A 22,050-nucleotide genomic window follows, 5' to 3' on the forward strand; every position below is an offset into this window, starting at 1 on the left:
TTTTCATCCATTGAGATGAGTAAACGTAATTATTTAATTCAAACAATTCGAGAACAATTTGAACTTTTTGGCTTTAGTCCTATAGAAACTCCTTCTATTGAAAATATATCCACTCTTACTGGAAAATATGGAAAAGAAGGTGATTCCTTAATATTCAAATTGTTACATTCAGGTAATCTTTTGAAAAAGAAAATTTTATGTTTATTGAAACAGATTAATAATGATAAAAAAACGGTTAATATTGAAAAATATTTTACTGAAAAAATGTCTAATAAAGCTCTTAGATATGATTTAACGGTCCCCTTTGTTCGTTATGTAGTAATGCATAAAAATGAAATCGTTTTTCCTTTTAAAAGATACCAAATACAACCTGTATGGCGTGCAGATAAACCTCAAAAAGGAAGATGGAGAGAATTTTATCAATGTGATGCAGATATGATATCATACTCTTGCTCTTTATGGGAAGAAATAGAATTAATTCAACTTTGTGACGAAATTTTCAATAAATTAAATTTTCCTGTTGTTATTTATATAAATCATAGAGATATATTAGTAGGATTATTTGAAATTGCTGGAATAGAAAATAACTTATGGAAACATTTTACTACGTCTTTAGATAAATGGAATAAGATTGGACGAGATTCAGTAAAAAAAGAAATGCTTGATAAAGGAATTTCATCTGAATCTTTTGATAAAGTAGCTTTTTTTTTCGATATGGAAGAAAATTTCTATAAAAAAGAAAAACATTTGACTCTAGCCTTACAAAATTCTGAAAAAGGTAAAAAAGGAATGCGAGATTTAAGCTTTATTTATAATAAAATAAATAATATTTCTTTACAAAAGACAAAATTAGAATGGAATCTTTCTTTAGCTAGAGGAATGAATTATTATACAGGAACAATATTAGAAATTGTTCCAATTAATAACAAAAACTCTGTTTCTATTGGAGGAGGAGGTAGATATGATCAATTAGCTAATTTATTTGGAATGAATAATGTTTATGGAGTAGGAATTTCTTTAGGTTTAGATCGAATTTATTTAGAAATGGATAAAGAAAATTTGTTTCAAACTATTGAAAGTAAACCTTCAAAAGTTTTGTTTATTCATTTCGGAAATGAAGAGATTTTGCATGCATACAAAATAATCAAATTTTTTAGAAAAAAAGGAATTTCTACTCAATTGTATCCTAATGCAGATAAAATAGGAAAACAATTTAGATATGCTAATGATAATAATATTCCATTTGCTATTAGCATAGGGAAAAATGAAATCAATGAAAATAAAATCAGAATGAAAGATCTTAATAAGGGGGTAGAAAAAGAATACGACAACATGAATGATCTTGTGAATCAATTAAAAAAAAATTATAAATAAATTTTATTAATTGCTTTTTTTTTCCAAATAAAAAATCCGATTACAGACAATAGAAAAAGAATAATAAATAAAATTCCTGTCAATATGAACCCCTTAAAAAAATAAAGAGGAACGGAAATTCCATTTCCTACTATCCAAAATATCCAATTTTCTACTTTTTTCATAGACATTTGATACATACCAGAAAAATAAATACCCGTTGTTAGTATATCCATCCAGTCATAATGAGATTGAAGTTTTCCATAAAAACAATAAATCATTGTACTGAAAATACAAGTAAATAAAAACAAAATAGAAGTATAAAAATAATCTTTTTTTTTGCAAAAAGTAATAAGTATTTTTTTATTTCTATTATTTTTGGATATCCATACATACCATCCATAGATGCTCATTAACGTGTAATACACGTTAATAATAAAATCTCCATAAAGAGAAATCTCAAAAGTTAAATAACAATATATAATTGTACTGATTATTCCTATTGGATACACCCATATATTATTTCTTTGAGCACATATAACGCTGAATATAGTAAACACTACAGCTGTAAATTCTAAAATTATATAAAACCAACTATTATGATAATAATAAGGGAATAAAAGGATATTGATCCAATCATTTATCATGTAAATAATGATTTATTTGTCTATAATATAAACTAAGTAATGTTTTTCTATTTTTCTATAAAAAGCAGAAAAACGTTTACTATAGGATTTTTTTATAATCCAACATGATACACAAGAATCCCTTTTCAGACAAAAAGGGGAAACTTTATAATGATCTAAAAAACTATAAAAAATTCCTCCTTCTAGTTTATATAAACTTTCTTTTATTCCCCATATAATATGCAAATAGTCTTCTTCATAATTTGGATGAATAAAAATAGATTCATCATCTCTAATAAATTTTTTTTTTATCTTTATTATTTTCTTATTTTCTCGTAATTTCTCTATATCTATTCCTATACGATAAGAACTTATAGCTATGGCTATTTTTTCAAAAGAATGACTTAAAGAAATATGTTTTCCTTCAGGAAAAAGAAAAGGTTTTCTTCTTTCATTATAAAAAATATTCATTTTTATGTTTATGTATTTCAAGACATAACGTATTCCTAAAAATTCTCTTTTTCGTTTTTCTGATAATGATTTTAAGAACACCTTTTCTTGATCTGAAAGAGAAAGTGTTCTTAAAATCATAGTTTCTAAAAAATGTTTCCATATAAAAACTATGATTATCGTATGAAGGGTATGAAATTTATAGGTAATACATCTAATCATTTTTTTTTGTAGTATTTTGAATATTATTTTATATCTTATGAAAGAGAAAATTGAAAAAGCGTTAAAGAACGTTATCATTGATAATAAAAATATTGTCGAATCTGGTTGGATAAAAAAAATAGATTTATCAAATAATGAAATTAAAATTTCATTGAGGTTATCCAACCCTACTATGCATATAAAAAAAAAACTCATAAAAGATATTACTCATTCCATAAAAAATCAAAATATTCTATGTTCAATATGCATTGAAATAGAATCAAATCAAAAAATAAAACCTATCATAAAAAATATACTAGCTATAGCTTCTGGAAAAGGAGGAGTAGGAAAATCTACAATATCAACAAATATTTCTGTTTCTTTAGTAAAAATGGGTTTCCGAGTTGGATTATTAGATGCAGATATTTATGGCCCTTCTATTCCACTAATGTTTAATCTTGAAGGAGATTCTGTGAATTGTAAACTTTCAAATGGAATGATGACCCCTATGACTAGTTATGGTGTTAAAATTATATCTATAGGGTTTTTTTCAAAATATGGACAACCTATTGTTTGGAGAGGCCCTATGGTTACTAAAGTTATGAGACAATTTATCCACGAAACTAATTGGGGAGAATTAGATTTTTTAATTGTAGATTTACCGCCAGGAACAGGAGACATTCATTTATCTCTTTTGCAAGAGATTCCATTAAAAGGAATTGTAATAGTAAGTACATCTCAAAAAATAGCTTTATCTGATGTCAGTCGATCTGTAGGAATGTTTCGTATTAGATCTATTTATGTTCCTATACTTGGCATTATAGAAAATATGTCTTATGTTTCTGTTTCTTTAAAAAGAAAGAAAGAAAAGGTTCATTTTTTTGGAAAAAATGGAGTAAGATATTTTTCCAAAAAAATGAACCTTTTCTTTCTTGGAGAAATTCCTATGTTGCAAGAAATACGAGAATATTCAGATTTAGGAATTCCTGTTGTTTTAAAAAATGAAAATATTAGAGATATTTTTTTAAAGATCACAAAAAATATTATCCATCAACTACATAATGAATAAATATTGTTTTATTGTTTATAAACAAAGTTTAATAAATTCTCTTATTATTAATATTAGTAAAGATATAGATTTTTCCATTTCTTTAGAAAAAGGGTTCAAAGAATCAGCATCATATAAATTATGAGTTTTATTATCCTTAGCTTTTTCATACAGGCCCATTACAATGGATATAGCAAATACTCGTATATTCATACATCTAGCTGTCATAACATCTGTTACTATATTCATTCCTACACTATCCCCTCCTATAGATCGTATCATAGCATATTCTGCAGAAGTTTTATAATTAGGATAAGGATAAGCAACATATACTCCTTTCTGAATAATGATATTATGATTCATCGCAATATTTTCTGCAATTTCTATCATTTTTTTATCATATGGTTCTGTTACTTCAAAAAACCTATTTTTCAAAAATTCTTTTTTGATATTAATATTTTCCGGAAAAAAATTAATATGATCTTTAACTAACATAACATCTCCCGTTTTGTAGTTTGGGTTGATCCCACCAGAAATATTAATCAATATTAACTTATCTATTCCTATGTTTTTACATAAAACAATAGAAAAATTGTATGTTATTTTTTCCTCATAAAAAGGTTCTATTAAAAAAACTACATTTTTATCTTCTATTTTACCAAATAAAAATTTTCCACATAATTTTTTTTTTGAGAAAAGTGGTATTTCTTCATAAAGAATACATATAGGATTTCTGATTTCCTCTATCAGTTCATCGAATTGATTTCCTAATAATAAAATTCCAAAATCAGGTTTTTCTTTGATTTTTTTTTGTATATATTGTTTTGATTTTTCTAAAGTTAGAATCACTGACATTAATTCAAGTTTTTATCAAATTAGTCTTCCCAACAGAAAAACAATAAGGGAAAAATAAAATAAAGGAGAGTTGTTTCATTTTAATTTATTGTATAACATTTACTTCTCTTGATAAAGAAATACCGAATTTTTTTTTTATATTTTTCGTTATTTTTTCTGAAAAAGAAAATATTTCCATTCCAGTAGCTCTTCCATAGTTTACTAAAATGATAGGTTTTTTTTCATATATTCCTACATTTCCAATTCTCTTTCCTTTCCATCCTATATTTTCAATTAATGAATTAACAGATAGTTTAACTTGATAATTAGAAATACTATAACCTATAATAGACGGATACTGATGTTTTAGTTTTTTAAAGTCCAATACTCCTATTATAGGATTAATAAAAAAACTACCAGCATTTCCAATTTTTTTTGGATTTGGAAGTTTCCTCTGTCTAATATTAAAAATCGCCTGACTTAAATTGTTTATAGTTGGAATTTTAATATTCATATTTTCTAATTCTTTTTGAATTTCCACATAATATGATGTGTTTAATTGTTTATTATTTTTTTTTAAAAGAAAAAAAACAGATAAAATCATAAATTGATTTTTAAAACGAAGATCCTTAAAAAAGGAATAACGATATTTTAATTGACATTCTTTATGTGTAAAATCTATAATTTTTCTATTATCAATTTTATATGCTTGTACTTTAACTAAAGTATCTTTGATTTCTGATCCATATGCTCCAATATTTTGAATAGGAGCTGCTCCAACTGTTCCAGGAATGAATGATAAATTTTCTAATCCACTAAATCCTTTTTTGATTGTCCAATTTACAAATTCACTCCAATTTTCTCCAGCATTAACTTTAATAATTACTTGTTTATCAGTTTCTTTAATTATTTTTTTTCCTTTAATTCCCATTTTGATGACTAATCCCGGATAGTAATTTTTTAAAAAAAGAATATTACTTCCATTTCCTAAAAAAAGTTTTGAACTGTATGAATATACATCAAAAACTTCATGAAGTTCTTCTATATTTTTCACTTCTACAAAATATCGAGCATAAACATTTATTCCAAATGTATTAAGTTTTTTTAAAGAAAAATTTTTTTTAATAAACATGTAAAAAACATTTATAAAAATATTTCATAAATATATAAATACAATTTTGTATGTAAGTATTGTATGATTAAATTTATCTTAATTAGGTAAAAATATAAAATTGTTATTTTTTATGAAAAAAGGAGTAAGTTTTTTTTGGGGAGTTATTTTAGGAACTATGGCAGGTTTGATGGTGGGTATAATATTAACTCCAAAAAAAGAGGAAAAAATAAAAAATATTTTAGAAAAAAAAACAGAAAAATTGAGAGACAGATTACAGGAAATTGGTAAAAAAATTGAAAAAAAAGTACACAAAATTAAATCAGATTTTGAATCTAAATGGAAAAAAAATAAAATAGAAAAAATGGATCAAGTAGAAGATGAATTAGGAACTTAATACTAAATAAGTATTTCATCATTTTAAAATGTTCATTTTTATTAAAAATTTTATCCATAAAAAATGGTGTATTTTTAGAAATGAAGTCATTAGAATATTAATTTCTATTATAACAGAGGTTTTTCTGAATTTTTTATTGTTGATACTGTGTATTATTATTTTTTTTTTAGTAAGCCTTTCTTTATGTTTTTTTCTTTCTTTTTATTTTGGAAATTATATCATAGGATTTGGTATTTTAACTATGTTATATTTTTTAATTTTTATAATCATATTTTATTTTTGTAGAGATATTATAAGATTCATTATCAAAAATTTATTAAATAAATTTTTTATTAAAATTTTTGATAAAAAAAAATAATTTTATGAAGAAATCAGAAATTGTTTATGGAATACATCCATTGATAGAAGCAATTATAGCTAAAAAAACTATTAAAAAACTGTTTCTTCAAACAGGATTGAAACAAGTATCAAATGCTTACAAAAAATTAATAAACCTTTCTAAAAAAGAGAATATTCCAATTCAGATCGTTTCTAAACAAAAATTTTATCAAATTAAAAATAAAAATCATCAAGGAGTCTTTGCTTTTCTTCCTACTATAGAAACTTATCATATCGAAGATTTGCTCCCTATGTTTTATGAAAAAGGTAAAAATCCACTTTTGATTATTCTAGATCGAATTACAGATGTAAGAAACTTTGGATCTATAATACGGACTGCTGCATGTGCAGGTGTAGATGCTATCATTATTCCAAAAAAAGATACAGCCATGATTAGCTCTGATTCTATAAAAACTTCTTCAGGTGCTTTATTTAAAGTTCCAATATGTCAAGAAAAAAATATATTAAACACAATAAAATTTTTAATGAATTCTGGATTTAAAATTGTTTCTGCTACAGAAAAATCCAATATATATTGGTACAATATCGATTTTTCAGGTCCAATAGCTTTAATACTAGGAAATGAAGAAAAAGGAATTTCTTCTAAATATTTAAAAATTTCCTATGAAACAGCAAAAATTCCACTAATAAAAGGAATTTCATCTTTAAACGTTTCTGTAGCTTGTGGTATTATTCTATATGAAGTTTTTAGACAAAGAAAATATCAATCTAAAACTCACTTTTAAATTGTTTTAAAAAACGAATATCATTATCAAAATAAATTCTAATATCTTTCATTTGATAAATGATTAGAGATAACCGTTCAATTCCCAATCCAAAAGCAAATCCAGAATAAATTTCTGAATCAATATTTACGTTTTTTAAAACTTGAGGATCTATCATTCCACAACCCATAATTTCTATCCACCCACTGTTATTGTTATAATAAATATCTACTTCAGCACTAGGCTCGGTAAATGGAAAATAAGAAGGACGAAATCTAATTTTTACTTCTCCAAAAAGAGAAGTGATAAGATAATGAATTGTTTGTTTTAAATCATAGAAAGAAACTTTTTTATCTATATAAAAACCTTCTGCTTGATGAAACATAAAATTAGAACGTGATGAAATGGTTTCATTTCTATATACTTTTCCAACGGATAATACACGAAAAGGTGGACTATGTTTTTTCATATACCGTATTTGAACAGAAGAAGTATGTGTACGTAATAAAATATCTGAATTTTTACATAAAAAAAATGTGTCTTGCATATCTCTAGCTGGATGTGAAATAGGAATGTTTAAGGCTGTAAAATTATGCCAATCATCCTCAATTTCAGGTCCATCTACATGGAGAAATCCAATTTTTCCAAAAAGATCTATTATCTTATTTTTTATAATAGATAAAGGATGTCTGGATCCTATTTCTATCGATTTTCCGGGGATAGTAGGGTCAAAATTAAGAATTTTATCATTTTGAATATCATTTTTTTCATGAAAAATTTTTATTTTATTTTTAACCTCTTTTTTTAACTCATTAATAGTTTTTCCATATATTTTTCTTTTATAAATGGAAATTTTTTTTAATTCTTTAAATAAATTTGTAATAATTCCCTTTTTTTTTCCTAAAAATTTAATTCTAAATAATTCTAAATCATTATATGTTTTAATATGAAAATATTTTATTTCTTCTTTAGTTTGGTCTATTTTGTTATTCATGTTACTTATTTCAGAATATTTTCTTCATTCATATAACGAATTATAGCTTTTTTAATTAAAAATAATTGATCTTTTTGATTAAAAGGGATCTTATTTTTCAATATATAATGAGGCCAACCTTCCTGATCTCTTCCAATAAATAAGTAATAACCAAAAGGTTCTAATATTCTACATATTGCAATATGTAGAATATTAATTTTGTTTTCTTTATTAAAGAATCGATTATTTCCTTTTCCTAATTCTTGAATTCCTATTAGATAAATGATTCCAATCAAATCAATTTTTCCTTCTATACAAAAATTATTTTGTATATATGACATTACTTTATTCCAATTGATATGAAATTTTCGCGTAAGTTCTTTATCCATTTTATTTTTATTTAAATATTTAATAATAAAAACATGTTAGATATAATTATTATAATTTTAGTTTTATATGGCGGATATCATGGATATAAAAAAGGATTAATCTCTCAATTATTCATATTTATGATACTTTCATTATTGATCTTCAAAGGTTTTTATGTTTTTGATTTAGTCATAGAAACACTAAAGAGATACAATCTAGTAAGCAATAAACCACACATTTTAATAACTTACTCTATCATAATTACGTTTCTTTCTATGATTCTTATTGCTTTTATAACTAAAAAAATCATAGAATTCATAATGATCATTACATGGATGAAACCTATAGACAAGTTGATGGGTATAATATTAGGCATGATTAAATATTTTTTTTTTCTTTCAATATGTATCCTTTTTCTAAAAGAAGCAAATAAAAAAATGAATCTATTACCTTATAATTTTTTTAAAAATTCCTTTGAAAAAGAATTTCAATTTTTTTTATCTCAAAAAGAATCTTTTTTTGATAAATTAAAAGAATTATATTTTGAATTTTATGAATTTTAAAAAAAAAATTTTTTCTGTCTCATCAAAAATAGATTTTGATAATTTGACATGGGATATATTCCATTACCAAATTAAAAATAACAAAATATATAAAAATTATCTTCAATCCTTAGAGGTAGATCCATTTGAAATAAAAAATATCTCTGATATTCCTTTTTTACCTATCTCTTTTTTTAAAACGAATCGTATTTTTAGTACTGATATAACGGATTCTTACGATATTGTTTTTACCAGCAGTGGTACTACCGGAATAAAAAGTAAACATTATATAAAAAATTTGAATATTTATATTGATAGTATTAGAAATAGTTTTGAATTTTTTTATGGTTCAATAGAAAAATTTAAGTTTTTAGGATTCTTTCCTAAAGAAAAAGAAAAGGAAAATTCTTCTTTAATTTATATGGTTAAATATTTTATACAAAAAACCTATAAAAATGGAAGTCATTTTGTACCTTATACTTCTGATAAATATAAAGAAGTACATTTTCTTCATAATCAAAATAATAAAAATATTATCATTTTTGGACTTAGCTTTTTTTTACTAGATTTTATAGAAAAAAATAATCATCTAAAACAAAATAAATGTCCAAAAAAAATTATAATTATGGAAACAGGAGGAATGAAGGGGAAAAGAAAAGAAATAATTAGAGAAGAATTACACGGTATTTTAAAAAAATTTTTTTGTGTAAATGAAATTCATTCTGAATATGGAATGACAGAATTGCTTTCTCAAGCATATGCAAAAAAAAACGGTATATTTCAATGTCCCCCTTGGATGAAAATATATATAAGAGACCCTGAAGATCCTTTCATCCATGTAAATAATAATAAAATAGGAGGAATTAATATTATTGATTTATCAAATTATCTATCTTGTCCTTTTATTTCTACCGAAGATTTAGGTAGAAAAATAAATGACAATGAATTCGAAGTCTTAGGAAGAATGAATTTTTCAGATATTAGAGGATGTAATCTAATGTTTCCATTTTAAGCTAGAAATGTTTCCATTTTAAGCTAGAAAGGATGCATTTTTTTTGTATGAAATGATGAATTATGGGATAATGCATTATGATATAATTTTATAATATCTTCGATATTTTCTGTCATTTTTCTTGATTGGACAAGAATATCCAACATCAAAAATGTATTTTTTATTCCATATTTATTATGGATAATTCCTATAACCTGTTGATTCATTTGTTCATCAATTTTTTTGATAATTTGATTTTGTATGGTGCAAGGAAATTGTATTATTTCACAATTTTTATCTTTTGTGATTTTTTTTATGATATTGAAATGTTCAAGCATAAGTAGCTCAAGTGTTAATAAATTCTCTTTTTGTTTATATTTTAAAGGTTTATGGCTATTGATTACATGAAACAATGTATGTTTCGTAATAATATCTGAAGAATCAATGATTTCTTTAATTTTGTTGTATATCTTTAGATAAAGAATTCCAGCAGTTTCTTCATGATTCTTCGTTTTTTTTATCACTTCTATCAAAGAATTATGTATTTTCGTAAAATTTTTTTTTAATTTAAAAAAATTATTTCTACTCTTTTGAAGAGTTTTTAATTTTTCTTTAGTAATCCCTTCCATGCTATTTCTGTAAATATTTTCAACATATTCAAGTATCGGTTTTAAAATATCAAAACTTTTGTTTATAGTGGTTTCTAAAGTTAGATTTACGATACCAAAAAACAATTTATCCTCTATTTCTTCGTATTGATTATTATAGTTTTTATAACTTCTGTAAAAAACAAATAAAATCAAAAAAATAAGAAAAAATAGAGCCCATTCTTTAAAAAAGAATAAAAAAGAAGACGTAATTCCTGCCATAATAAAGGCAATTAACCCTGTTAAAAACCATCCTCTTATAACTTTTAATACTCCTGAAACTCTATAAACAGCACTTTCTCTATCCCATGCTCTATCTGAAAGAGAGGTCCCCATGGATACCATAAAAGTAACAAAAGTAGTAGATAATGGCAATTTTTGAACTGTGGCTATAGAGATTAATATACTGGATATAGTTAAATTAGCAGAAGCTCTAACTAGATCAAAAGCAATGTTTTTTTCTTTTTGTATTTTTTTCTGCTTAAAATTTTTTTCTATTTTGACTAAAAGTCTTTTAGGAAAGAATTTAAAAAAATGATTTCCTAAATATAAAAAAATCCGAACAATTCCTCTAGAAAGGGAATTAGATAAAAATTTTTCCGTTCCTTCATTTTGTCTACTTAAATTAATTTCTGTACTCGTGATATTTTTTGTTTTTTTCGAAACCCAAAGGGTAAATATCATAATCATTCCTGAAAAAATTAAAAAAGAAGATGGAACCTGTACATTTCCAGATAAACTTTTCATATTGAATTTTTCAGCAGGAGGACTACCTGATTCTTTCCATATATGATAAGATTGTATACTAGCTATAGGAATTCCTATAAAATTGACTAAATCATTACCCGCAAAAGCCATAGCCAAAGAGAAAGTCCCATATAATACAACAAATTTTAATATATTAAATTTAAAAAAAACAACTATTTTTGCTATAATAATCCACGTAAAAAATAATATAAATAAAAAAATAAAAAAATTGTGGTGAATCCATTTTATAAAATGTTGAACAAGTAAGGAAAATCCTGTCAAATTTTCATTAGTAAAACCTTGTAAAGTACTATATAGTCCTCTTACAATAAGAAAATAAGTCATACTGCTTAATGAGATTGCGCTCCATATCACTCCTACATATTTCAATCTACTTTCATATTCAAAACTAAATAAGGAACGTATGAAATAATGAATAAAAGCACCGGAAGTAAAAGAAATGACAATAGATAAAAAAATACCTAGACTAATAGTAAATGTTTTTTCCATTTTAATATACAGAGCTAAATGATGAAAAGGTTCATTATTAAATGGTGAAGTTATTTTTATCATGGCGATACTGAAAGACGCCCCTAATAAACAAAAAACCATAGACACTGTAGTGGAAGTAGGTAAACCTAAAGTGTTAAAAATATCCAGTAAAATAATATCGGATATCATAACCGCTAAGAAAATAAAAATGATATCTGAAAAATAAAAATAAGAGGGATCAAAAACTCCTTTTCTTGCAACTTCCATCATTCCACTAGATAAAAGAGCTCCTAATAAAATTCCTAAACTAGCAAAAATCATAATAGTTCTACGAGAAGAAACTTGAGATCCAATAGCAGAATTGAGGAAATTAACAGCATCATTAATTAAACCAACAATAAGATCAAATATAGATAGTAAAAAAAGAACCACTATAATTGAAGGATAAAAAACTTTCATAATAATAAGTATTATTGAATTCACAAAAAAAAAGAAAAAGAAAAGGTTTTTTATAAATAGTGAATAATTTTTTTATGATTTTACAATTTTTTTTAAGTATTCTTTAATGAGATTCTCTACAGAATATTTTGGATTTTCGTGTAAAATATCATCCAAAACTTTTTTAGATTCTTTAGGAGAAAATCCAAGTACACTCAAAGCACTTAAAGCTTCTTTTTTTATCAAAAAAGGTGTATTTTCCAATAATTTTTCTTTTTTAGGAAAAATTTCTTTAACAATTTTATCTTTTAGTTCAATAATAATTCTTTGAGCGGTTTTTTTACCAATTCCTTTAACTTTATTAAACATTTTGACATCTTCTTCGCATATAGATTGTTTTATTTCAGATGGAGTAAGATAAGATAATAACATAATAGCAGAATTTGGACCTATTCCATTCACGGATATCAAATAAGAAAAGATTTTTCTTTCTTTTTTATCAAAAAAACCATATAAAACATGTTGATTTTCTTTTATAAATAGATAAGTATGTATGCAAACATCTTTTCCTTCTTTTTCTGTTAAAAAAGAATAAGTATATGATGATATATAAATATGATATCCGACTCCATGACAATCTATGATTAAATAAGATTGATTTTTTTCTACTAACTTTCCGTTTAAGTATGTTATCACGATATTATCAATCAATAAATAGATAATAAAAATTATTTTTTTCTAAAAAAAATTTGTATGGGTACTCCTACAAAATCAAAGTAAGAACGAATTTTATTTTCAACAAATCTTTTATAAGATTCTTTTATGTATTGAGGAAAATTAGAAAAAAAAATAAATTTAGGTGTATATGAAGGCAATTGAGTACAATATTTAATTGTTATTAATTTGAATTTGTTTTTTTTATTAGGAGTAGGTGGATTTTTTTTCAAAATTGGTAACATAATTTTATTTAAAATATTCGTTTTTAATCTGCTTTTACGAGATTTTAGAATCTGATAAGCCATAGGAATAATATTCTCTATTCCATCTTTATTTTTAGCGGAAATAAAAAGAATGGGAATATAATTAAATGGAGCAATTTTTTTTCTTATAAAAAATTCGTAATCTTTTTGTGTATTCTGATTTTTTTCATGAAATAAATCCCATTTGTTAATAATAATTATAATTCCTTTATGATTTTTTTCCACTAATTTAAAAATATTCATATCTTGTTTTTCCCATCCACAACATGCATCTATCATTAAAAGACAAACATCCGCATGTTCTATTGTGTTAAACGTTCTCATAATGGAATAAAATTCAATGTTATCTCTGATTTTTGATTTTTTTCTGACTCCAGGTGTATCTATTAAAATACATTCATATTCACATTTTTTGTATAATACATCTAAACTATCTCTGGTTGTTCCCGAAATGTTTGTCACAATATGATGGTTTTTATTTAGAAAAGAATTAATCAGAGTTGATTTTCCTACATTAGGACGTCCTATTATTGAAAAACGAGGAAGAAATTCGTTTTCCAATGTTTTGTCTTTTTTTTTTAAAAATTCTTTTTTGAATATTTCTATTAATTTATCTAGCAATTCACCTGTTCCACTTCCATTTATAGCTGATATATAGTAATATTCTTTAAATCCTAAACGGAAAAAATCTGTGTCAGAATAGATAAGTTTTCCGTTATCAACTTTGTTGATAACCAATAAAATTTTTTTTTTACATTTTCTTAATATTTTAGCAATTTCTATATCCGCATTTAATATTCCTAATTTGATATCTACTAAAAATAAAATAACATCAGATTCTTTGATAGCTATGAAAATTTGGTTTTTTATTTCTTTTTCGAGAAAATCTATTTTCGAAGTAGAAAAACCACCAGTATCTATTATAGAAAATCTAATTCCATTCCATTCTGAATTTCCATAAATACGATCTCTTGTCACTCCACTTTTCACATGAACGATAGCTTTCCTTCTTCCTACAAGACGATTAAATAAAGTTGATTTTCCTACATTAGGACGTCCTATTATAGATACGATATAATTCATTTTTAATAAATTATTCACATACAAAGGTAAAATTTTTTCATAAGTTTCATTCTTAGAATATTAGTCAAAGTGTATATTAATAAAAAAATATAATACATTGCGTATAGATATTGTTAGTATAATACCTGAAATTTTTCATAGTATTTTTTCCAATTCTATTATGAAAAGGGCAATTTATAAAGGTTTAATTGAGATTCATATTCATGATTTACGTAAATATGGTTTAGGAAAACGAAAAAATGTGGATGATTATCCTTATGGAGGGGGATCAGGAATGGTGATTAGAATAGAACCTGTATATCAGTGTTTTTATAAGCTTTTATCAGAAAGAGATTATGATGAAAAAATTTTTATGACTCCTGATGGAGAGCTATTTTCACAAAAAAATGCTCAAAATTTAATTAATAAAAAAAATATTATCATTCTTTGTGGTCGTTATAAAGGAATTGATCAAAGAATTAGAGATCATCTAATTTCAAAAGAAATATCTATTGGAAATTATATTTTATCTGGAGGAGAATTAGCTGCAGCTGTTGTCATAGAATCTATAGTTAGATTGTTACCTGGAGTAATACAAAATAAAGATTCCATTCTTACAGATTCTTTTCAAAAAGAATCCTTTATAGCTCCTCCCATTTATACACGTCCAATGATTTATAAAGGATGGGCTGTTCCAAACATACTTTTATCTGGACATCACAAAAAAATAAAAGATTGGTTAAATGAAAAATCTATACCCCAAAAAAAATTGGATACTTAGAGGTTTCGTCAAAATGAATTTTACTGTAAATTAATCGTTTGATAACTTCATTAATTTTATAAAAATCAAAGTCAAATTCTTTTATAACATCTTGCATTGAATTTTTAATTTGTGTAATACATAAATTACCTATACTTCCTTCGTGAGAATAACAAGCTTTTGTAAAAGGTTTAAAACATCCATTTTGGATATCTAACCCTACTTTTTGATAGGCTTCTCTAAAGGAATATCCTTTTTCAATAACCAATTTGTTCACAACTTCTACACTAAACAAATATTTGTATTTATCATCCTTAATAATATCTTTTTTTACTATGATATGATTTAACATGTATTGAAACATAGAAAAACATTTTTTCATTTCTTCAAAAATTGGAATAAATCTTTCCTTAATGATTTGAAAATCTCTATGATATCCGGAACATAAATTAGAAGAAATTAAAGAAATTTCATTAGGTAACGATGTTATTCTATTACATTTAGATCGTATGACTTCAAAAACATCTGGATTCTTTTTATGAGGCATGATACTGGATCCGGTAGTAAGATGATCAGGAAAACTAATAAAATTAAAATTTTGACTTGAATATAAACAAATATCTTGTGCCATTTTACTTAGAGTTCTTGCTAAAGAAGAGATAGACTCTGTAACGATTCTTTCCATTTTTCCACGTCCCATTTGAGCATATATTACATTATAATTCAAGCATTCAAAACCTAATAAATCGGTTGTCATTTTCCGATTTAAAGGTAAAGAAGAACCATAACCTGCAGCAGAACCTAAAGGGTTTTTATTGACAATACGATATGCTGTACGTATAAATAACAAGTCATCTATTAAACTTTCTGCATACGCAGAAAACCAAAGACCAAAAGAAGAAGGCATTGCTATTTGATAATGAGTATAGCCAGGCATTAATATATTTTTATATTGTTCGCTTAATTTTAATAATAAATCAAAGAAAGAGTAACTCATATATACGATGTCTTTTATTTCTGTACGAACAAAAAGTTTTAAATCCACTAAAACTTGATCATTTCTGGATCTACCACTATGTATTTTTTTACCTACTTCTCCTAAACGGTGAGTTAACAAAAATTCTATCTGAGAATGAATATCTTCTATTCCTTCATCTATCTTAAAATTATTATTTAAAATTTCATGAATATAAATGTTACGTAATTCCTGAATTAAAATTTTTAAATCTTTTTTATTTAATAATCCTATGGTTTTTAACATAATCACATGAGCTATTGTCCCTATAACATCATGTGGGGCTAAAAGTAAATCTATTTTTGAATCTTTACTTGAAGTAAAATGTTCTATTTCTTTATTGAAACTAAAATTTGTTTTTTTTTCCCAAATTTTCACGGAATAATATTTTTTCTATCTTTGATTAATTCTAAACGTTTAAGATAAGATAATAAGATAAAATTATGTAAAATAATAATTAAGTTACATGGATAAAAAAGATAAAACAAATACAACAAAAAATTATAATACATATACAGCAGATAGTATTCAATCTCTTGAAGGAATAGAACATATTCGACTCAGACCCTCTATGTATATTGGAGATATAGGAACTAGAGGTTTACATCATTTAGTTTACGAAGTAATAGATAATTCTGTAGATGAATCTTTAGCAGGTTTTTGCAATAAAATATGGGTAACAATCCATAAAAATGGATTTATCACTGTACTTGACAATGGACGTGGCATTCCAATAGACATTCATAAAAAAGAAGGAAAATCTGCTTTAGAAGTTGTGATGACTAAAATTGGTGCAGGTGGTAAATTTGATAAAAATTCTTATAAAGTTTCTGGGGGGTTACATGGTGTAGGAGTCTCTTGTGTTAATGCTCTGTCTGAAAAACTTGTAGTTACAATTTATCGGAATGGGAAAATTTATCAACAAGAATATTTTAAAGGAAAAGCTCTTTATTCTGTAAAATATTTAGGAAAAACTAATATGCAAGGAACAAAAATTTATTATCTTGCTGATCATTCTATTTTCAATTCTATTATATATAATTATGAAATTTTATCTAATCGATTAAAAGAATTATCTTTTTTAAATAAAGGCCTGTACTTATTTTTAATAGATGAGAGAAAAAATATAAAAGAACATTTTTTTTCTAAAAATGGATTGAAAGAATATCTACCAATTTTAGATAAAAATCATCATCCTTTAACTAAAAAGATTCTTTTTATTGAAGGAGAAAAAGACAATACTATTGTAGAAGTGGCAATGCAATATAATACTTCTTTTAAAGAAAAAATTTATTCTTATGTTAATAACATAAATACTTATGAAGGAGGAACTCATATTTCCGGATTTCGAAGAGCATTAACAAGAACGTTGAAAAAATATATAGATGGATATAGTGTTTTATCCAATAAGATAGAATTAACAGGAGATGATTTTAGAGAAGGAATTACGGTTATTATATCTGTTCGAGTAATGGAACCTCAATTTGAAGGACAAACTAAAACAAAATTAAGTAATCACGAAGTAGGGGGAATTGTAGATAAAATTGTAGGAGAATCATTATATAATTTTTTAGAAGAAAATCCTAGTGATAGAAAAAAAATTATTGACAAAATAATATTATCAGCTAAAGCACGTCAAGCAGCAAAGAAAGCACGTGAGTTGATACAAAAAAAAACTCCTATAAGTAGTATTTTACCTGGAAAGTTAGCAGATTGTTCTTTTAATAATCCAGAAAATTGTGAGATTTATTTGGTAGAAGGAGATTCTGCCGGAGGTACAGCTAAACAAGGAAGAGATAGAAGTTTTCAAGCTATTTTACCTTTACGAGGAAAAATATTAAATGTTGAAAAAGCTATGCAGTATAAAATATTTGAAAATGAGGAAATAAAAAATATATTTACTTCTTTAGGAGTTTCTATTGGAACAGAAGAAGATCAAAAAACTTTAAATATAAAAAAACTTAGATATAATAAAATTATTATTATGACAGATGCAGATATAGATGGAAGTCATATCTCTACTTTAATTTTAACATTATTCTTTCGTTATATGAAACCTTTAATAGAAAAAGGGCACATTTACATTGCTACACCTCCACTTTATTTAATTCGAAAAGGAAATCATTATCAATATGCTTGGAATGATCAAGAAAGAGAAAGGATTATTCATCAATTAGGAGGAAGAAAATCTATCAATATACAACGATATAAAGGATTAGGAGAAATGAATGCAGATCAACTTTGGGAAACAACTATGAATCCAAAAAAAAGAACTTTACGTAAAGTGAATATAGACAATTATTCTGAAGCAGACAAAATATTTTCCGTTCTTATGGGAGATGAAGTTCCTCCACGAAGAAATTTTATAGAAAAAAATGCAATACATGCGAAAATTGATATTTAATTGATTATAAGTAAAATATGAATTATATTCAATCAATCCTATTAGGGATTATTGAAGGAATAACAGAATTTTTTCCTATTTCTTCTACAGGACACATGATTATTGCGGCTTCTATAATGGGAATATTAGAAAATAAAATAACAAATTTATTTATTATTTCTGTTCAGTTTGGAGCCATTTTATCTGTAATTTTTTTGTATAGAAAGAAACTTTTTTTTCAAAAATTGAATTTTTATCTGAAAATTTTTATAGCTAGTTTTCCTGTAGGGATTTTTGGTTTTTTCTTAAACAAAATCATCAATTTTTTTTTAGATAAACCATTTATAGTATCTTTATCTCTTTTAATAGGAGGATTAGTAATTTTAAAAACAGAAATGTTTTATGAAAAAAACTTTTATAACAGAAAAAATAATATTACTTATTTAAAAGCTTTTGTTATTGGATTATTTCAATGTATGGCTTTAATTCCAGGAGTGTCTAGAAGTGCAACTACCATTATTGCTTGTATGCTACAAAATGTGAATAGAATAAAAGCAATAGAGTTTTCTTTTTTTTTATCTGTTCCTGTTATTGGGTTTGCTACATGTAAAAAATTACATGATTATTATTTTCAATTAAATCCTTTTACGTTTAAAGAAATAGAATTATTATTATTAGGAAATATAGTATCTTTTATTACTGGAATGATAACCATCAAATGGTTGACAAAATATTTAAAGAATTTTAAATTATTTGGATACTATAGAATTATTTTAGGAACTTTTTTTATTATTGCACATTATTTGATAAAACCAATTGGAAAATATTGATTCACAAAATTTATCAGAATTTAACAATGGAAAAATACTGTTAGTAGATAAACCATGGGGGTGGACATCTTTTGACATTGTAAAAAAAATAAAAACTTATATCCTCAATAAAACCACTATTAAAAATTTAAAAATAGGACATGCAGGAACTTTAGATCCTTTTGCTACAGGTTTATTAGTTATTCTTACAGGAAAATATACTAAAAAAGTAAATGAGATTCAAAATTATAAAAAAGTTTATACAGGTATTATAAAATTAGGATGTGAAACTTTATCTTTTGATTCAGAAACGGAAGAGAAAAATTTTTCTTCCGTTTTACATATTACTCCCCAATTGATTAAAAAGATATCTAAAAAATTTTTGGGAGAAATAGATCAATTTCCTCCAAATTTTTCTGCCTTAAAAAAAAAAGGAAAAAGATTCTATGAATATGCTAGAAAGGGTATCAGAATCGTTTCCAAGTCTAGACGTATAAAAATTTATAAATTCTATATCCTAAAAGTAGGAATTCCCTATATTCAATTTTTTATAGAATGTGGAAGAGGAACTTATATTCGATCTATAGCCCAAGATTTTGGTAAAGCACTTCAAAGTGGTGCTTATATACTTTCTTTAAGAAGAGAACGAATAGGAAATTTTTCTGTGAATTGTTCTTATTCTATAAAATTAAATATTTCAAAAGAATTTACATGTTACTTATTGGATTAAATTTTATATTTTTTATACCACATGTGAAACTTTTTTTGGGATTCTTCATTGGTGAATATGCCTTTTCTTACCCCTTCCAATAAATGTTTATTCAATAACACACCAGTTTTAGAAAAAATAGATTTTACCGTATTGGTAGGTTGCGCTCCTTTCATTAACCATGAAACAGCATTTTTTATCTTGAGTACAGTTGAAGGAGGATCTGTATGAGGATTATAAGTTCCTAGTTTCTCAATAAATTTTCCATCTCTTGGTGCACGAGAATCAGCTACAACTATATGATAAATAGGTTTATGTTTTTTTCCAATTCTTTTTAAACGAATTTTTACGGACATAATTTGACAAATTTATATTATAAATGAACCTTTTAATATTTTTTATAGAAAAAAAGTAGTCCTCAATTTAGATATAATTATCATGTTTTTGAAAAAAAATAGTATATATTTACATTTTTCATAGACCCGTTGTGTAACGGTAGCACAGCAGATTTTGGTTCTGTTAGTTGGGGTTCGAGTCCCTACGGGTCTGTTCCCTTTATTATTCGTATAGTTTTTTTTTGGTGGTTAGACTGAGAACAAAATGAGTATTGGAATGAAAATAAAAAAAGAAAAAGTTTTATTAATAGCTTTTCTAAGTGTTTTAGCATATATCTTTATTCATTTATCAAAATCCTTGTTAGGATTGGATAAATCTACTCTTTGTATATTAAGATGTTTTGTTATATCTCTTTTCATATTGTATTCTTTCATGAAAAAAGATTTAACTACTTGGATATTATTATCCATTATCATAGGAATAGAAATAGGTTTGGATCTTCCCAAAATTGCTGTGGAATTAAGATTTTTATCTAGAATATTTTTGAGATTGATCAAAACTATTATTGCTCCAATATTATTTTCAACTTTAGTGGTTGGAATAGCAGGTCATTCTAATATTAAACAATTAGGAAGTATGGGATGGAAATCCCTACTATATTTTGAAGTGGTAACAACTTTGGCTTTATTTATTGGTCTTATTGCTATTAATGTATCACAAGCTGGAGTTGGTATTGTTATGCCTTCAGGAATCACGGAACAAACATTACCAAAAGTAGAAAGGAGATCATGGCAAGATACAATTCTTCATGTATTTCCGGAAAATTTTATAAAATCTATTTATCATGGAGATGTATTGCCTATAGTGGTTTTTTCCGTTATATTTGGTGTATCTATGGTTTTTTTAGAAGATAAAAAACGAAGTCCTATATTATTGTTTGCAGAGAGTCTTTCAGAAATCATGTTTAAGTTTACCAAAATTATTATGTATTTTGCTCCTATAGGAGTAGGATCCGCTATTGCTTATACAGTAGGACATATGGGACTGGATATTTTGTATAATTTATTTCAACTGTTATTAACTCTTTATATTGCTTTACTGATTTTTTTGATAGTTGTTTTACTTCCTATTCTTTTGTGGATTAAAGTTCCTTTAAAAGGTTTTATCAAAGCATTAACTGAACCTGTATCACTTGCGTTTGCGACTACAAGTTCAGAATCCGCTTTGCCTTTACTTATGGAAAATTTAGAAAAATTAGGTGTTCCAAGAAAAATTATAGCTTTTGTGATTCCCACAGGTTATAGTTTTAACTTAGATGGAACTACTCTTTATTTATCTTTGGCAACTGTTTTCGTTGCACAAGCATCTGGTATTCCTTTGAGTTTTAGTCAACAAATATTTATAGGCCTTACGTTAATTTTAACGAGTAAAGGAGTTGCTGGAGTACCTAGAGCATCTTTAGTCATTTTGTTAGCTACTGTGTCTTCTTTTGGACTCCCAACTTGGCCTATATTGGCAATTATAGGAATAGATGAATTAATGGATATGGCTAGGACTACCGTAAATGTTATAGGAAATGGATTAGCTAGTTGTGTAATAGCTCGTTCTGAAGGAGAATTAGATGACAAAAAAATGTTAGATTATATTAAAAAAAGTGTTAAATGATTTTTAATT

22 protein-coding genes and 1 tRNA gene are annotated in these 22,050 nt (G+C 25.1%); 12 read left to right on the top strand and 11 right to left on the bottom strand.

The annotated features are described in order from the left end of the window. The first annotated feature begins 15 nt into the window (after nucleotides 1–15). A complete protein-coding gene (gene hisS, locus H0H44_RS01300) occupies nucleotides 16–1,374 on the top strand; it encodes a histidine--tRNA ligase (RefSeq protein ID WP_394798467.1) in 1,359 nt (452 codons plus the stop codon). On the opposite strand, the gene pnuC is transcribed toward hisS, so the two are convergent. Together pnuC and H0H44_RS01310 are read right to left on the bottom strand one after the other, a co-directional pair. Continuing rightward, complete coding sequence (pnuC, locus tag H0H44_RS01305; RefSeq protein ID WP_185871879.1) at nucleotides 1,365–2,000, bottom strand: nicotinamide riboside transporter PnuC; 636 nt, start codon at nucleotides 1,998–2,000, stop codon at nucleotides 1,365–1,367. The genes hisS and pnuC overlap by 10 nt on opposite strands. A gap of 12 nt (nucleotides 2,001–2,012) precedes the next feature. Further along, nucleotides 2,013–2,651, bottom strand: coding sequence for a 4'-phosphopantetheinyl transferase family protein (locus H0H44_RS01310; protein ID WP_185871880.1), 639 nt, complete (start codon nucleotides 2,649–2,651; stop codon nucleotides 2,013–2,015). 37 nt (nucleotides 2,652–2,688) lie between these two features. On the opposite strand from H0H44_RS01310, the gene H0H44_RS01315 reads away from it, so the two are divergent. Continuing rightward, nucleotides 2,689–3,699 (top strand): Mrp/NBP35 family ATP-binding protein, encoded by a 1,011-nt coding sequence (locus H0H44_RS01315; protein ID WP_185871881.1) that lies wholly within the window; start codon nucleotides 2,689–2,691, stop codon nucleotides 3,697–3,699. 15 nt (nucleotides 3,700–3,714) lie between these two features. Here H0H44_RS01315 and H0H44_RS01320 read toward each other — a convergent pair whose 3' ends face one another. Together H0H44_RS01320 and murB are read right to left on the bottom strand one after the other, a co-directional pair. Next, complete coding sequence (locus H0H44_RS01320; RefSeq protein WP_185871882.1) at nucleotides 3,715–4,533, bottom strand: purine-nucleoside phosphorylase; 819 nt, start codon at nucleotides 4,531–4,533, stop codon at nucleotides 3,715–3,717. Between the two features lie 85 nt (nucleotides 4,534–4,618). After that, nucleotides 4,619–5,644, bottom strand: a complete 1,026-nt coding sequence (murB, locus tag H0H44_RS01325; protein WP_185871883.1) for a UDP-N-acetylmuramate dehydrogenase — start codon at nucleotides 5,642–5,644, stop codon at nucleotides 4,619–4,621. A 112-nt stretch (nucleotides 5,645–5,756) separates the two neighbouring features. Here murB and H0H44_RS01330 point away from each other — a divergent pair, with 112 nt between their 5' ends. Further along, nucleotides 5,757–6,020 carry a YtxH domain-containing protein gene (locus H0H44_RS01330; protein ID WP_185871884.1) on the top strand — a complete coding sequence of 88 codons (264 nt, stop codon included), beginning with the start codon at nucleotides 5,757–5,759 and terminating at the stop codon, nucleotides 6,018–6,020. Between the two features lie 362 nt (nucleotides 6,021–6,382). Beyond that, complete coding sequence (gene rlmB, locus H0H44_RS01335; RefSeq protein ID WP_185871885.1) at nucleotides 6,383–7,144, top strand: 23S rRNA (guanosine(2251)-2'-O)-methyltransferase RlmB; 762 nt, start codon at nucleotides 6,383–6,385, stop codon at nucleotides 7,142–7,144. On the opposite strand, the gene pheS is transcribed toward rlmB, so the two are convergent. Together pheS and H0H44_RS01345 are read right to left on the bottom strand one after the other, a co-directional pair. Continuing rightward, nucleotides 7,128–8,117, bottom strand: coding sequence for a phenylalanine--tRNA ligase subunit alpha (gene pheS / locus H0H44_RS01340; RefSeq protein WP_185871886.1), 990 nt, complete (start codon nucleotides 8,115–8,117; stop codon nucleotides 7,128–7,130). The genes rlmB and pheS overlap by 17 nt on opposite strands. Before the next feature lie 5 nt (nucleotides 8,118–8,122). After that, nucleotides 8,123–8,485 carry a hypothetical protein gene (locus H0H44_RS01345; protein ID WP_185871887.1) on the bottom strand — a complete coding sequence of 121 codons (363 nt, stop codon included), beginning with the start codon at nucleotides 8,483–8,485 and terminating at the stop codon, nucleotides 8,123–8,125. A gap of 33 nt (nucleotides 8,486–8,518) precedes the next feature. Between H0H44_RS01345 and H0H44_RS01350 the strand changes: the two genes are divergently transcribed. Further along, nucleotides 8,519–9,028, top strand: a complete 510-nt coding sequence (locus H0H44_RS01350) for a CvpA family protein (protein WP_185871888.1) — start codon at nucleotides 8,519–8,521, stop codon at nucleotides 9,026–9,028. Continuing rightward, nucleotides 9,018–10,019 (top strand): long-chain-fatty-acid--protein ligase, encoded by a 1,002-nt coding sequence (locus tag H0H44_RS01355; RefSeq protein ID WP_185871889.1) that lies wholly within the window; start codon nucleotides 9,018–9,020, stop codon nucleotides 10,017–10,019. The genes H0H44_RS01350 and H0H44_RS01355 overlap by 11 nt, the downstream gene beginning before the upstream one ends. A 23-nt stretch (nucleotides 10,020–10,042) precedes the next feature. Here the strand turns inward: H0H44_RS01355 and H0H44_RS01360 are convergent, their stop codons facing one another. The 3 genes from H0H44_RS01360 to der all read right to left on the bottom strand — a co-directional run bounded on the left by H0H44_RS01360 (nucleotide 10,043) and on the right by der (nucleotide 14,385). Further along, nucleotides 10,043–12,343 (bottom strand): inorganic phosphate transporter, encoded by a 2,301-nt coding sequence (locus H0H44_RS01360; RefSeq protein WP_185871890.1) that lies wholly within the window; start codon nucleotides 12,341–12,343, stop codon nucleotides 10,043–10,045. Between the two features lie 72 nt (nucleotides 12,344–12,415). Continuing rightward, nucleotides 12,416–13,018: a Holliday junction branch migration protein RuvA gene (gene ruvA, locus H0H44_RS01365; RefSeq protein WP_185871891.1), complete on the bottom strand. Its 603-nt coding sequence runs from the start codon at nucleotides 13,016–13,018 to the stop codon at nucleotides 12,416–12,418. A 32-nt stretch (nucleotides 13,019–13,050) separates the two neighbouring features. After that, nucleotides 13,051–14,385, bottom strand: a complete 1,335-nt coding sequence (der, locus tag H0H44_RS01370) for a ribosome biogenesis GTPase Der (RefSeq protein WP_185871892.1) — start codon at nucleotides 14,383–14,385, stop codon at nucleotides 13,051–13,053. 97 nt (nucleotides 14,386–14,482) lie between these two features. Here der and trmD point away from each other — a divergent pair, with 97 nt between their 5' ends. Further along, the gene (gene trmD, locus H0H44_RS01375; protein WP_185871893.1) at nucleotides 14,483–15,145 is read left to right on the top strand and encodes a tRNA (guanosine(37)-N1)-methyltransferase TrmD; all 663 of its coding nucleotides are present in this window, start codon (nucleotides 14,483–14,485) and stop codon (nucleotides 15,143–15,145) included. Here trmD and argH read toward each other — a convergent pair. Continuing rightward, a complete protein-coding gene (gene argH, locus H0H44_RS01380) occupies nucleotides 15,117–16,517 on the bottom strand; it encodes an argininosuccinate lyase (protein WP_185871894.1) in 1,401 nt (466 codons plus the stop codon). The two genes, trmD and argH, sit on opposite strands and share 29 nt — an antisense overlap. 88 nt (nucleotides 16,518–16,605) lie before the next feature. Between argH and gyrB the strand changes: the two genes are divergently transcribed. Genes gyrB through truB form a run of 3 tightly spaced genes read left to right on the top strand, consistent with a single transcriptional unit; the run spans nucleotide 16,606 to nucleotide 20,061 of the window. Beyond that, entirely contained in the window at nucleotides 16,606–18,543 is a 1,938-nt protein-coding gene (gene gyrB / locus H0H44_RS01385) for a DNA topoisomerase (ATP-hydrolyzing) subunit B (RefSeq protein ID WP_185871895.1), read from the top strand. Between the two features lie 17 nt (nucleotides 18,544–18,560). Further along, nucleotides 18,561–19,352: an undecaprenyl-diphosphate phosphatase gene (locus H0H44_RS01390; protein WP_185871896.1), complete on the top strand. Its 792-nt coding sequence runs from the start codon at nucleotides 18,561–18,563 to the stop codon at nucleotides 19,350–19,352. Next, complete coding sequence (gene truB / locus H0H44_RS01395) at nucleotides 19,339–20,061, top strand: tRNA pseudouridine(55) synthase TruB (protein ID WP_238786149.1); 723 nt, start codon at nucleotides 19,339–19,341, stop codon at nucleotides 20,059–20,061. The genes H0H44_RS01390 and truB overlap by 14 nt, the downstream gene beginning before the upstream one ends. Here the strand turns inward: truB and rpsP are convergent. After that, nucleotides 20,058–20,396 carry a 30S ribosomal protein S16 gene (gene rpsP / locus H0H44_RS01400; protein ID WP_185871897.1) on the bottom strand — a complete coding sequence of 113 codons (339 nt, stop codon included), beginning with the start codon at nucleotides 20,394–20,396 and terminating at the stop codon, nucleotides 20,058–20,060. The two genes, truB and rpsP, sit on opposite strands and share 4 nt — an antisense overlap. 122 nt (nucleotides 20,397–20,518) lie before the next feature. On the opposite strand from rpsP, the gene H0H44_RS01405 reads away from it, so the two are divergent. Next, a tRNA-Gln gene (locus H0H44_RS01405) sits at nucleotides 20,519–20,589 on the top strand. Between the two features lie 51 nt (nucleotides 20,590–20,640). Continuing rightward, nucleotides 20,641–22,041 (top strand): dicarboxylate/amino acid:cation symporter, encoded by a 1,401-nt coding sequence (locus tag H0H44_RS01410; protein WP_185871898.1) that lies wholly within the window; start codon nucleotides 20,641–20,643, stop codon nucleotides 22,039–22,041. Nucleotides 22,042–22,050 lie beyond the last annotated feature (9 nt).

Source organism: Blattabacterium cuenoti (assembly GCF_014252115.1).
Lineage (GTDB): Bacteria > Bacteroidota > Bacteroidia > Flavobacteriales > Blattabacteriaceae > Blattabacterium > Blattabacterium cuenoti_AK.

Coding starts and splice junctions, on each gene's coding strand:
- hisS (WP_394798467.1), top strand. CDS start 16: ATGAGTAAACGTAATTATTTAATTCAAACAATTCGAGAACAATTTGAA.
- pnuC (WP_185871879.1), bottom strand. CDS start 2,000: ATGATAAATGATTGGATCAATATCCTTTTATTCCCTTATTATTATCAT.
- H0H44_RS01310 (WP_185871880.1), bottom strand. CDS start 2,651: ATGATTAGATGTATTACCTATAAATTTCATACCCTTCATACGATAATC.
- H0H44_RS01315 (WP_185871881.1), top strand. CDS start 2,689: ATGAAAGAGAAAATTGAAAAAGCGTTAAAGAACGTTATCATTGATAAT.
- H0H44_RS01320 (WP_185871882.1), bottom strand. CDS start 4,533: ATGTCAGTGATTCTAACTTTAGAAAAATCAAAACAATATATACAAAAA.
- murB (WP_185871883.1), bottom strand. CDS start 5,644: ATGTTTATTAAAAAAAATTTTTCTTTAAAAAAACTTAATACATTTGGA.
- H0H44_RS01330 (WP_185871884.1), top strand. CDS start 5,757: ATGAAAAAAGGAGTAAGTTTTTTTTGGGGAGTTATTTTAGGAACTATG.
- rlmB (WP_185871885.1), top strand. CDS start 6,383: ATGAAGAAATCAGAAATTGTTTATGGAATACATCCATTGATAGAAGCA.
- pheS (WP_185871886.1), bottom strand. CDS start 8,117: ATGAATAACAAAATAGACCAAACTAAAGAAGAAATAAAATATTTTCAT.
- H0H44_RS01345 (WP_185871887.1), bottom strand. CDS start 8,485: ATGGATAAAGAACTTACGCGAAAATTTCATATCAATTGGAATAAAGTA.
- H0H44_RS01350 (WP_185871888.1), top strand. CDS start 8,519: ATGTTAGATATAATTATTATAATTTTAGTTTTATATGGCGGATATCAT.
- H0H44_RS01355 (WP_185871889.1), top strand. CDS start 9,018: ATGAATTTTAAAAAAAAAATTTTTTCTGTCTCATCAAAAATAGATTTT.
- H0H44_RS01360 (WP_185871890.1), bottom strand. CDS start 12,343: ATGAAAGTTTTTTATCCTTCAATTATAGTGGTTCTTTTTTTACTATCT.
- der (WP_185871892.1), bottom strand. CDS start 14,385: ATGAATTATATCGTATCTATAATAGGACGTCCTAATGTAGGAAAATCA.
- gyrB (WP_185871895.1), top strand. CDS start 16,606: ATGGATAAAAAAGATAAAACAAATACAACAAAAAATTATAATACATAT.
- H0H44_RS01390 (WP_185871896.1), top strand. CDS start 18,561: ATGAATTATATTCAATCAATCCTATTAGGGATTATTGAAGGAATAACA.
- rpsP (WP_185871897.1), bottom strand. CDS start 20,396: ATGTCCGTAAAAATTCGTTTAAAAAGAATTGGAAAAAAACATAAACCT.
- H0H44_RS01410 (WP_185871898.1), top strand. CDS start 20,641: ATGAGTATTGGAATGAAAATAAAAAAAGAAAAAGTTTTATTAATAGCT.